This is a genomic window from Algoriphagus sp. SE2, from assembly GCF_039563885.1.
GTDB lineage: Bacteria > Bacteroidota > Bacteroidia > Cytophagales > Cyclobacteriaceae > Algoriphagus.
Genome location: NZ_JBCLWJ010000002.1, coordinates 382,494 through 395,279, shown reverse-complemented (window position 1 = coordinate 395,279; position 12,786 = coordinate 382,494). Strand labels below are relative to the sequence as shown.

Genomic DNA, 12,786 nt, shown 5'->3' with positions numbered 1-12,786 from the left:
ACTCAAGGGCAATTTTTAATTTATATAGATCCGATATTAATAACCTCAAAACCCAATGTTTTCAGATACTTTTTATCATAGATATTTCTTCCATCGAAGATCAGTTTATTTTTCAGGAGTTTTCCTACCACATCCCAACTTGGAATCCTAAACTCTGACCATTCAGTAACCAAAAGGAGTGAGTCCGCATCTACTAAAGCATCATAGGCATCTTTGCAATAAGTCACTTTATCAAAGATATAATGTTCTTTCGCTTCTTCCATAGCTACAGGATCATACGCTTTTACTGTGGCCCCTGCCGCTCTTAATTCATCTATGATAACGGCAGATGGCGCTTCCCTCATATCATCCGTATTTGGCTTAAAGCTCAATCCCCACATGGCGAAAGTCATACCACTCAAGTCTTTTCCAAAATGTGATTTCACTTTATTGGCAAGAACATGCTTTTGATCATCATTCACATCTTCTACTGCCTGGAGAACTCTCAAATCATAACCATATTGCTTGGCGGTTTTAATAATAGCTTTCACGTCTTTTGGAAAACAAGAACCGCCATATCCTACCCCTGGATAAATAAACTTATTCCCAATTCTTGGGTCAGATCCAATTCCTTTTCTCACCATATTCGCATCAGCGCCAACTTTTTCGCATAAATTGGCGACATCATTCATGAATGAAATCTTTGTAGCCAACATGGCATTTGCTGCATACTTGGTCATCTCCGCAGAAGGAATATCCATATAAATAATTCGCTCTCCACTCAGCTGAAACGGCTTATATAAACGTTTCATAATTTCCTCTGCTCTTGTATCATCGATTCCAATAACGATTCTATCTGGCTTTAAAAAATCCTCTACAGCGGCTCCTTCTTTAAGGAATTCAGGGTTTGATGCAACTGCAAATGGAAGATCCGAACCCCTGCTATCCAAAGCGCTTTTGATAGCTTCTCTAACTTTCTCTCCTGTGGTCACAGGCACAGTACTTTTTGTAGCTACAACTATGTAATCAGTCATTTTCTGACCAATTTCATCTGCAACAGCCAAAACATACTTTAAATCAGCTGAACCATCCTCTCCTGGAGGAGTGCCCACAGCAATAAATGCAACAGATGCACCTTGGATAGCCTCGCCTAAATCAGTACTGAAATGAAGCCTACCACTTTTATAATTACGAACTACGATTTCTTCTAAACCCGGCTCATAGATTGGCATTATGCCATTTTTCAGCTTCTCTATTTTTTTTTGATCTATGTCCACACAGGTAACTTCGATCCCTACATCTGCAAAACATGCGCCTGATACCAAGCCTACATAGCCCGTACCCACTACTGCAATTTTCATAAAATTATGGTATTAAATATTAGTTTAACAATCGATCTACAAGGATTCCCAAAGTCGCCAAACTTGAAGCAAGCCCGATCCATCCAGCAGCCCCCAACCTATTTCTTTGCGGTTTCTTAGGGACGACAATTTCTGCTCCAGGCTCTAATTCCGGGTAAAAATTCAAACCTAGAAAATTATGCGTTCGTTTGGCATCTCCATTCGCATATACTACATATGTTTTGGACTTCCTGGCTTCTTCTGTAAATCCACCTGCTTTTGAAATATAGTTTTTTAAGCTATTCTTTTTATCATATCGACTGGTAGTAGGAAGTAAAACTTCGCCAACCATTCGAACTGTCTGCAGTTCTTTTGGAATCTGAATAATGTCTCCCTCAAGCAAAAACAAGTCATCTTCAGAGCCTGGGTTTTGCATTATTTTTTGAAGGTCAATTCCTACCAGATCCTGTTCAGTGATTCTCACTTGGTTCAAAGTCGAATCCTGAAAAAGTGTGTCTCTAGGATTGGTAGATTCAAAAATCCTCATACGCTCCTGCTCTCTTTCTTTTATTAATCTTTCCTGTTCTTTTTGAGCTAATTTTTTATCAATTCTTTCAAAAAGCAGTTTCTCTGCCTCATTTATATTCCTATTTGTCTCGGGATTAAGATTATCCTTTATTTCTCGAAGTGTTGCCTCCCTGAGCTCCTCTTCAGTTGGGCCTTTGAAATAGACCGTGCGCCTAACTAACGTAGCCCCTTTGGGATAGGCAAACTGGGTCAATCCTCCTGCTCTTTTGATTACATCTGAAATACGCTCATTAGCACTGGCAATAGCAAAATCACCCGGATACATAACTTCTCCTTGAATAGTAATCAATTGTTCCCTTTCAAAACCTGGGCTCCTTCTTATAAAAATATGGTCGAATGGCTGAAGCGGCAGGTTCTCTTCCTCTTCCGTTAGTTGCAAATTCGGGTCTATAGAAAGCATCATAATCTGAGCAATTTTTCCAGAACTTGCGTCTCTTACTCTTCTTGCAATCTCAATAGAAGAATTTGTAGCAGATTGTAATAGACCTCCAGATCTTAAAATCAAGTCTCCAATTGTCATATTGGAAGCATATGGATAGGCACCAGGGAAATTTATTTCACCTGAAATTTTCACAAAATACTCTTCCTGAATATCATATCTGCTTGGTATAAAAAGTAGATCCTCGTTTTCTAAAACTACATCTTCTACTGACCCGTCTAAAATGCCTCTTAAATCTAACGACTCAGCAGCCAAAGTCAAATCTGTACTAGTTCGGTATAGCGTAGCCCTCGTTGAAAAAGCTTCTGGTTTTAATCCCTGTGCTTTTTCCACTAATCCTTTTACTGTTAACTTACCTTCCTCAAAAGAATATTCCCCAGGTCGGTTAACTGCCCCTGTTACTTGAACCCTGTTAACAAATCGATCCAATGCTTCTCCAATAAGTATTTCATCTCCGTCTTCTGGAGAAAAACTAGAATATTCCTCGGAAGGAACGTCAATTACTTTACGCTGATTATTCTCAATTCTCCTTACAGTTACTCTATCTCTATAGGCAGAGCTTTGGAATCCTCCTGTGTAAATATAAATATCATCTAAATGTTCATTAGGCTTTACTTCAAAAAAACCTTCTCTTCTTACTGGTCCAATAACCTCAATTCTTGCTTGAACCGGTGGGACAATGATTACATCATTATCCTGAAGTGTGATATTAGAGCTTTGATTTCCTTTAGAAAGGAACTCATAAATATCCACAGTAGTAATTAATCTACTATCTCGATACACTTGGATATTCCTAAAAGCCCCATTTTCATTTGGTCCACCTGCTGCATATAATCCATTAAAAACTGTAGCAAAAGATGGAAGCGTATAAGTACCAGGTTTAGTTAATTCACCCACCATGGAGACTTTAATCGAACGAATATTTCCTAACCTTAATTGGATGAATGTATTTGGATTAGATCCATTCAGACCAGAATAAATCCTTCCCAAAGCAGTTTTAATTCTAGCTGTTGCAGCAGCTATTGTGGATCCTCCTAGCTGTATGGGTCCTATATTTGGTAAAAAAACCCGACCTTCTGGAGATACATTCAGATCAAATGATTGCTGGGAAGCTCCATAAACATCAAGTAATATTTGATCTCCTGATCCAATCACATATGATTGAGGAGTAGGTAGGTTCAAACTTGGGCTAAAATCAAGGTCACGATTATGAAACAATTTATAACCAAATATCTTTTTCTGAAAAGGAGATAGATCGTAATAAGGATCAGATCTTCTAATAGAATCAAAAAGATATTGTTCTTGGTTTCCGTTTACTGACCTACCTGTTCCAACAGCGTTTATCCCATTTTCAGAACTTGCGGCAGTTTGCAATTCATTGATTCGCTGTCTCAATTTAGCTGCTTCGGATGCGGGCATACCCCTTTCTCTTGCCAAAGCTTCTAATTGATTTACAGTTAAACCACTTGCCTCTGCTCTTTTTATCAGTTGTTCAATTTGTGCATCGGAAAGGTTATCCACTTTCAAATTTTGAATATCTGAAAGACTTTGGGCCTGCACAACCAAACCTATAAGAAAAAAAAGAGCTCCAAAAGCAATAGATCTCAAGTCCAACTTTTGAATTAAATTTTTGAACACTTTTAAAATGATTTGATTTCGATTATAAATCATGAAGTAATTTGCAATTAAATTTTCAAATTCAATGCGGATCAATCACAGCTTCGCCCTTTCAGTCACATAATTGTACTTAGCCATTGATCTATATTTTGGTCAGAATTAAATCCCTGACTCCTTGTCAAACAATACCAACCCAGAAGAATTAATCCTTTCTGCCAGCAAGGTAAATACTACTTTCCTATCTATCAGTCCTTCCACTCGGGTGGTAAGGTGATTTATATACTCACTATTCAGGCTTTTCCCAGAAACTAACACATCGATCTTACCAGAATCTCTTCCTTCTGCTATATCTCCCACCAAAACTACCTGCTGTACGTCTCCCATTCTTTCTAAGATTTGCTCGAGGAGCTTATCCAAACCTAAATACTTCCGGATAATTTCTTGAATATTTGAAAAGAATGGATGCTTCTCATTCGCCTGGTACTCAATCTTATTTTTATCTATATGTTTTTCAAGAAATCCTGCTTGAGTTAGATTGTTTAATTCTTTTCTTATGGCATTGGTAGATTCTCCAAATTCTTCAGCAAGACCTCTTAAATGACTTTGAGTTTTAGAATTAACAAAAAACTTGACCAGGAGCCTTAATCTTGTTTTCGACGTTATCAATGATTCCAGCATAAAAAAACCCATTTAAGAGTGAGTAACAAAGGTACTCATTAGACCGAACTGAAAAAATAATTTACCTGTTTTGAATCCTTCAATTTTTAGAAAATTTATTAGCCTTTATAAATATTGTCTGGCTTTTTCTTTAGAATTTTTCTGAATAGACTTCCAGAAAAGGCACTAAATCCACCAATCAAAAATCCTACTACGCCTGTAATTATAGAGAGAGCTACACCACTTCCAAGTCCCATTATCTCTGCCATCTGATCGGGAAGAGGGCTTCCTGTTTGATAGCTCAAAAAGATAGTTTGACCAAGCCAACTTAATCCCATACCGATTCCACCTGCCAGAAATGAGACAAAACCATTTGCCCCTAAAACCGCAGAAAGGACTCCAATTAAAATCATTACTATCCAGTATGGAAATAATGGGTTTAAGAAAACCACAATCAAGGCACTCAATAGTACTAAGGAAAGAAATTTCATATTGCTATTTTAAAGTAGTTTGGAAAAGAATTCCGTCCATATCCTCTTTTTGTCTCAAATTAAAATTGAGATATTTTCCATCAGCCCAGATAGGAATAAAATTACCATAATATTTACTCCCTGGATTTCCTGATTGTCCTCCAGGATAAACACCAAATGCAGTCGGCTTATCACCTAGTTCTACAATCATTCTCCAACTTGCTCCATGTCTTCCACTTGTTGCATTGACAATTCCTGATCCTCCACCCGTATATACATTTGAAACTGAAAAAGCTTTGAATTGAGGCACTAAATGCTGAATAGTGGTATTCTTATAATTAGCCCAAGAATAATCTGCTTCTTCTGAAACCCATTTTTCCATTTCATCCAATAAAAACTGGAAGCTATTTTTAACATGATACTCGGCAGTTTCCACTTCAGCAGTTTTTTCTATATCAAATATGGAACTGGTAGATTCATTTTTTAGAAATTGGATCGTTTGGTAGCTATTTGGTTTCACAACAGGAACTCCGAATTCATCCCATTCTTGCCAAATTAGATTGTAAAGCTTATTCCACCAGATATAATACAAGGTTGGGGCTTTTTGATTTGGGTCAGCATAATAATCCCATTCATTCAATTGCTTCAAATAAGTTTGGGCTTTTTCATTATCTGAAAAATTATTTCCCAGTAAGCTCAGCATCGTAGGTAAAACATCAGCAGCTTGTTGATAATAATCATCAAATTGTAATGTTTTCATATCATCCAGTGTAATTTGATCCATTTGCCTCAATTTGCCATTGATTCTTCTGTTTCTGTAATGTTCATAACTATTATCAAAAACATAATAGGGATAAGAAGGGCCTACAGGATGTTGGTTTGCAGAAGAAACGAAACCTCTCTTTGGGTTTAAGGTGCTCGGATTTTGATCATTAGGAATAAACCCTTGCCATTCCATTTTTGGATCAGCTCCATCCATAAAAAACTTCCCTTGTTCTGGCCATTTCAATGCAAACTTTCCTTGAATCCTCATTGCAATGTCACCTGATTTAGAAGCAAAAACAAAATTTTGAGCAGGTGCGGTATAGTTATCTAATGCCAAATTATAATCTTCATGATTCTTACCAGAATTTAGCATTAGGAAGGTCTTCTGTTCATTAGACCCCATATGCACTGTCCATTTTAAGGCAAAATTTACATCTTGACGATCGCCTCTAAAATTTTTATCATACATAATTGGTCCATAATGAGTATAAACCACTGTATCTAAAAAGTCCTCTTTCCCCTTAATCTGAATTTCTTCAATTCTAAGTGTAGTTTTCCTCCATTCATCTCCATATTTATAGGCTGTTCTATTCTCATCTTGAAAAGTAATTTTATACCAATCTCTTGCATCTTTTGTTGCATTAGTTACTCCCCAAGCTATGTTTTCGTTAAATCCAGAAATTATCCCCAAAGCACCAGGAAGTGTCGCACCTTTTGTGGAATAGTCGGGAGTGGTTAGCTGCATCGAATACCAGATTGAAGGTAAGTTTAATCCCAAGTGTGGGTCATTCGCCAAAATAGGGTTTCCACTTTTAGTCTTAGAACCCGAAACCGCCCAATTATTTGAGCCTATCCCATCAACTGGTTGAGGTAATGGATCCATAACTAATGCATCATTGGGGTAATTTATACTATCCGGCCTTGTTACTTTCAAAGGCTCAAAATCCCAAATTTTTTCAATTTCAATTACTGGTTCTACTTCATTAGGGTAATCAGGATAAAGCTTGTCCAACATTTGAGAACCTAAAATTTTTCTCAAATTTGAATATTCTAAGTCTCTGTCTCCCACCAACATATCAGACATATATTTAAGCAATAAAAGAGACTTGTAGGGCGTCCATTTTTCAGGTTTGTAGTTTAGGATTTTATATTCCACAGGAGTTTGGCCAGGACTAAGGCTTTCAATATATTGATTGACTCCTGAAGCATAAGCCTCTAAAAAGGCCAAAGTTTCGGGATCATTATTCTTCAAAAATTCCATCCCTAACTCTGCTCCATACCCAAGTCCTTTTCTTCTTGCAATGCGATCAATATCAAGAGCTACATCCCCAACAATTTCGGAAATTCTTCCAGCCGCGGCTCTTGTTTGAAACTCCATTTGCCAGAGCCTATGTTTGGCTGTAATATATCCCTGTGCCCGATAAAGATCTTCTTGGTTTTCGGCAAAAATATGGGGTATTAAATTTTCGTCATATACCACCTGAACAGGTGCATTTAATCCAGGCAGTGATAATTCTTCTTCAGCCAAATCATCCTCACTATACATATTTTGCCAAAAACCATGATTGGGGTCTAAAAGAGGGGCAATTGGAGGAACAGGGCCTATTGGCTTAGAAATGTAAACACCCAAAGTGATTGTAATTCCTAATACCAACAAAAATGATATATACTTCATAAAAGAATTAGAAGAGTAGGTGACATAAATTAGAATTAAGAAAAGTTACAAGCTCAACCTTCCAAAATTTTTAACTCCCACAAATTTAAACCTTTCTTTTTGATTGACATGCACTATGATTTGTATTTGACATCAATCAAAAATGGCCCTCAATATGATAAATTGAGAGCCATTTTAATAAAATTTATTTTATTACTATAGGGAGCTTTAGCTTCTCCCATCGAATTACAATTCCGGGACTTTCCAAATCGATAGAAAGTCTATCCTGAGAATTTTCTTCCCAGATTGGGGAAACTTCCACGCGCAAAACATCATATTTTTCATCATATTGAAAATGACCATGTTCTAAATCCCATTCTGAATTAAAAATTACAATCCAATCTGCATTTTCTTTTGGTATAGTAAATAGTGAATATTTCCCTGCTGCAAGGCTTTCTCCTTCCACTATCATATCTTCGCTTAACTCTACATATGTGGCCTCATTAGCTCCTGTCCTCCACACTATGTTGTATGGAACCAAATCCCCCCAAATTGTCCTACCTTTTACTGATGGAGAGCCATAATGAACTTTAAATGCTTTTCCTGAAATCATCCCATCCTTTACTTCAAGTGGGCTTGGTCTATTTTCAGTGTCCGAAGTCTCTTCAACAGAATCAGAACCTTCTGATTGATCCATTGACTCAGAAGATTTAGGATCACAAGAGGCAAATAGAATGGCCCCAAATGCAAAGATCCAGATTAAATATTGTGTTTTCATGGTATTGAGATTTCTCTTTGAAATAAACAATTAACTACATCTATACAAAATTCCCGCCCTTCTTAATTAACTCTTCATTTTTATCTGAAAGATTTTCAATCAATTAGTAATCTAACTGTTATTTCATAATTATCGTATTAGAGACGTAAAAGCTTCAAATTTTGTTAAAGTGAAATAAAATCAGTCAGAAATTCAAATAAGTAAAATTGACTGATTTACTTTGGGAACCACTAAGCTAACCACATGAAATACCTGTCAGGAATTATATTTTGTTGCACACTGATTTTATTTTTTAGCGTATACATTTCTCCTGAGTATATTCCCTACGTTGGATTATTGCCATTTTTTATCCCGGTGATTTGGTTGATTAATTTATTCATGCTTTTCATTTTAACCCTTTCATGGAAAAGAACGGCACTATTCCATTTAGCGGCCTTGTTAATTGGATATAAATTTACGCTCATTACTTTTCAGATACATCCAAAAAATGAGAATGCATTAGGCCTGAAGGTTTTGACTTATAATGCTCACCTGTTCAACTATAGTAGAAATATCGAAGGTCATTTCGATCCAAATGTTTTTACATGGCTGCAAGAACATCCAGCGGATGTAAAAGTTTTTCAGGAGTTTTACCAAGATTATACCTCTGCTTCAAGAAATGCAATCAAGCTCTTAGGGAAAGATATTGGTTTTGAGTCTTCCTACCATGTGATTAGAGGTAACCCTACAAAGCGATCCTATGGATTGGCGATTTTTAGTAGATATCCTATTATCAATGAAGGGAAGGTATTTGATAAAGATGGAACCAATGGGGCAATATTTGCAGACATCGTTCTTAATAATGATACAATAAGAATTTATAATGCCCACTTAGAATCTATGAGAATTAATTCGGATGGTTTGGAGAATTTAGAAGGAGTAAGAGAAAATTATAGACAGACCTTAGGGAAACTCCATAAAGGTAGCCTTGAGAGGAGTAAGCAGTTAAATTTATTGGTGGAGCATTATTTAAACAGCCCTCATCCTGTGGTATTAATGGGAGATTTAAATGAAGTCCCCTATTCTTATACTTATTTCAAATTGAACGAAACCTTAGAAAATGCATTTGAATATGCTGGTAGAGGTTTTGGATTCACTTACAATAAGGTATTATTCTTTTTAAGGATAGATCATATTTTTTCCTCACCAATTTTAAAACCAATTCAATTTAATACACACCGGGAGGTAGATTATTCTGATCATTATCCAGTCTCAGCAACTTTTGCTCTAGAAGGCTTAGGTGATTAACTTTTGTGCTTTTTTCTCCCAGACTTTTTTCATCGGCAATAACAATATTGGCAAAAGCAAGAGATCGGCTAATAATGCGAAAACCAAGGATGCGGCTATCAATAATCCTGTAAAATGAGTAACCCCAAACTCAGAGAAAATAAGTAATCCAAATCCGCTAACTAAAATAAATGAGGTTAGAACAATTGCTTTCCCCGTTTCTAAGAAAGTTCGTTTAATTGCGTAGAAAAGGCTCTTCCCTTTTCCTAATTCAAGCCTTAATCGTGTCATAAAATGAATACTATCATCTACAGCAATACCAAAAGCAACGGTAAACAAAATCGCTGTGGTTAATTTGAATTCCACCCCTATTATAAGCATCAGACCCAGCATCCATATCAAAGGAATGATATTCGGAATTAATAAAATGAATGATATTCTCCAGGATCTGAAAAGTATCCCTGCAATTATTCCAACAATTAAAAAAGCAAAGCCAAGCCCTTTAGCCATTTGAACAGTTACGGATTTGTGTCCTTTATCCATTAAATATGCTGTTCCAGTCCACTTAACAACCAAGTAATCGGAATCAATTTCAGTCTGTGCATATTGGGTCAATTCTTCCCGAATTCTTGACATTTTAAAAGTTCCAAAATCCGGTGACCTAGCACTAATTCTACCTGAGCGGTTTTGATCCGAAAGTATTTTTAAGCCGTAGCTGTTTAAGTCTCTTTCAAAATATTTCTCCATCCTTAAGAATTGACCTGGCGAGGGAAATACATAAGCTCTATCAGTACCTTGATTTTGCGCTTGGTTCAAAGTTTTTATTAATGTCAAGGGAGAAATAATTTGATTTGAACCAATCAATTCAGCCAGTTTTTTTTCAAGTTTATCAATCTCTTTGAGCACGTTATAATCTAATAGCGATTCTGTAGCATAACCTGACTCCAAATACAATTCTAAAGGATTTGATCCTCCATATTGTTGATCAAAATAATTTACATCTTTTTGAATCGGATGATCTTGAGGTAAATTATCCAAAAGAAATCCATTGACCTTTATTTTCGTCCCAGCCCAAACAGCCAATAAACTGATCATCAAAAATGAAAGAATAATTATTTTCCTTTTTTCTAGAATAATTGATAAGGTTGAGCTTAATAATCGCGAGGAAACAATCAGGTCAGAGGATCTTTTTATTTTTATTCGAGTTAGAAATAGTAACCCAGGAGTAAGGAGAATAATCGCAAAAAACATAATTAAAACACCCACTCCGGTACTAAGCCCGAAATTTTTCAAAGCTGGTATAGTAGTAAAGTACAGAGAAATAAAACCTACAGAAGTAGTCAGGATTGTTAATCCAACTGGCATGAAAAGTTCATTGAAAACCTTCATTATTGCATCTTCTTGTGAATGGCTTTTTTGAAGTTTGGTATTCAAATGAGTAATAAAATGGACCAAAGCACTTAATCCTACAATCAAAAATATTGTGGGCTGCATGATTGACATTACATCCAAAGGTTTGCCGAAATAGGAAAATAATGCAAATGCCCAAAGAGTACCGATCAATAAGACCAATACAGGGATCCAAACTGCCCAAAAACTCCTGAAAATCAGCAATAACATCACTAAAATCAAGAAAATTGAAGCACCGAAAAATAAGCCAAACTCTTTTTGCATCAATTTAATAAAGTCTCCTTGCGCTTGAATTTTTCCGGCTACTGCTTTCGGCAGAAGATCATTTCGATTAAATACCTTTTGGATTTCTTCATAAAGGACATCGCCATTTTCCTTTGAAATATTCTGGGTATTTCGAATCCATAGAAGGATTGATTCCCCATCTTTTGATAAAAGCTTAGACCTATATTGCTCTACTATTTCAGATGATTTCTCCAACTCTTCATTTGCCCCCCAATTCAATACTTTTTCCCATCGAGACCCAAAAAGACCTATGATGGGTTTTCGAAAATTTAAAATAGAAATGATGGTATCAACATTATCCAGTTGGGAGAGTTCTGTCTGGACGCTAAATACTTTAGATAAAAACTCTTTATTCAATAATTCTCCATTTGGATTCTCTATCGCCACCAATAAATAATCATTGTCATTTTCAAACTCAGTTCTAAACCATTGATAAAACTCCAAATCCTCACTTTTTTGAGGGAAAAATTGTTCAAAGTCGTAATCAAACTGGATTTGCGGAGGGAATAAAAAGACTAAAACAGAAAGGAGCAAACCGATGACAAGGGAAAAGTAAGTTGTTGATTTTAGGAACATCGGCAATTAAGAGGGGTACTTCTAGGAATTTTTTACTAACTCCAATATTACTAGATATTTGACATCTTTGTTATCTAGTCGTTCGTTTTCTTAGACGAACTGACTAAATTGCGACTAAAGTAAAGCCTATAAATTAAATGAAGCAGTATCACGATTTAATGAGAAAAATCCTTGATGAAGGAGCCATAAAAGGAGATCGAACAGGAACGGGAACCCGAAGCATTTTTGGTCATCAAATGCGATTCAACCTTTCTGAGGGATTCCCATTGGTAACAACCAAAAAGCTCCATTTAAGATCCATTATCGTTGAACTTCTTTGGTTTTTAAGGGGAGATTCCAACATAGCCTATCTAAAGGAAAATAAAGTTTCTATTTGGGATGAATGGGCTGATGAAAATGGGGATTTAGGACCAGTTTATGGATATCAGTGGAGACATTGGCCAGATGGGAAAGGCGGAGAAATTGATCAAATCAAAAACCTTATTCACCAGATCAAAACTAAGCCTGATAGCAGAAGACATATTGTTAGTGCTTGGAACGTGGCTGATGTTGACCAAATGGCTTTACCTCCTTGTCATACAATTTTCCAATTTTATGTTGCTGATGGCAAACTTTCCTGCCAGCTCTATCAAAGAAGTGCTGATGTGTTTTTAGGCGTCCCATTTAATATTGCCTCCTACGCGCTCTTCACCATGATGATCGCTCAGGTTTGTGATTTGGAGCTTGGCGATTTTGTGCACACGTTTGGAGATGCCCATTTATATTCTAATCACATCGAGCAGGCCGAATTACAGTTAAGTAGAGAATTGAGACCTTTACCAAAAATGAAGATCAATCCTGAGGTGAAAGATATTTTTTCCTTTAAACTGGAAGATTTTGAATTAGTCGGATACGATCCACATCCACACATCAAAGCTGCTGTAGCTGTTTAAAATTAAAAAAGGGCCTGCATTTAAATGCAG

The 12,786-nt window shown here is 36.3% G+C and carries 9 protein-coding genes; 2 read left to right on the top strand and 7 right to left on the bottom strand.

Annotated elements, in window-relative coordinates:
- Positions 1 to 20 precede the first annotated feature (20 nt).
- The 6 genes from AAGF08_RS03755 to AAGF08_RS03730 form a co-directional block, all read right to left on the bottom strand.
- On the bottom strand, positions 21 to 1,340 hold the full coding sequence (locus AAGF08_RS03755) for a UDP-glucose/GDP-mannose dehydrogenase family protein (RefSeq protein WP_343509681.1): 1,320 nt from the start codon (positions 1,338 to 1,340) through the stop codon (positions 21 to 23).
- 19 nt (positions 1,341 to 1,359) lie between these two features.
- On the bottom strand, positions 1,360 to 3,984 hold the full coding sequence (locus AAGF08_RS03750) for an SLBB domain-containing protein (protein ID WP_343509680.1): 2,625 nt from the start codon (positions 3,982 to 3,984) through the stop codon (positions 1,360 to 1,362).
- 138 nt (positions 3,985 to 4,122) lie between these two features.
- Positions 4,123 to 4,641 (bottom strand): ArsR family transcriptional regulator, encoded by a 519-nt coding sequence (locus AAGF08_RS03745; RefSeq protein ID WP_343509679.1) that lies wholly within the window; start codon positions 4,639 to 4,641, stop codon positions 4,123 to 4,125.
- A gap of 98 nt (positions 4,642 to 4,739) precedes the next feature.
- On the bottom strand, positions 4,740 to 5,111 hold the full coding sequence (locus AAGF08_RS03740) for a hypothetical protein (protein ID WP_343509678.1): 372 nt from the start codon (positions 5,109 to 5,111) through the stop codon (positions 4,740 to 4,742).
- A gap of 4 nt (positions 5,112 to 5,115) precedes the next feature.
- On the bottom strand, positions 5,116 to 7,530 hold the full coding sequence (locus AAGF08_RS03735) for a penicillin acylase family protein (protein ID WP_343509677.1): 2,415 nt from the start codon (positions 7,528 to 7,530) through the stop codon (positions 5,116 to 5,118).
- Positions 7,531 to 7,714: 184 nt separating this feature from the next.
- Positions 7,715 to 8,287, bottom strand: a complete 573-nt coding sequence (locus AAGF08_RS03730) for a DUF2911 domain-containing protein (RefSeq protein ID WP_343509676.1) — start codon at positions 8,285 to 8,287, stop codon at positions 7,715 to 7,717.
- A 243-nt stretch (positions 8,288 to 8,530) separates the two neighbouring features.
- Here AAGF08_RS03730 and AAGF08_RS03725 point away from each other — a divergent pair, with 243 nt between their 5' ends.
- On the top strand, positions 8,531 to 9,574 hold the full coding sequence (locus AAGF08_RS03725) for an endonuclease/exonuclease/phosphatase family protein (protein WP_343509675.1): 1,044 nt from the start codon (positions 8,531 to 8,533) through the stop codon (positions 9,572 to 9,574).
- Here the strand turns inward: AAGF08_RS03725 and AAGF08_RS03720 are convergent.
- Positions 9,563 to 11,824 (bottom strand): MMPL family transporter, encoded by a 2,262-nt coding sequence (locus tag AAGF08_RS03720; protein ID WP_343509674.1) that lies wholly within the window; start codon positions 11,822 to 11,824, stop codon positions 9,563 to 9,565. The two genes, AAGF08_RS03725 and AAGF08_RS03720, sit on opposite strands and share 12 nt — an antisense overlap.
- A gap of 137 nt (positions 11,825 to 11,961) precedes the next feature.
- Between AAGF08_RS03720 and AAGF08_RS03715 the strand changes: the two genes are divergently transcribed.
- A complete protein-coding gene (locus AAGF08_RS03715; protein WP_343509673.1) occupies positions 11,962 to 12,756 on the top strand; it encodes a thymidylate synthase in 795 nt (264 codons plus the stop codon).
- The last annotated feature ends 30 nt before the right edge of the window (positions 12,757 to 12,786 follow it).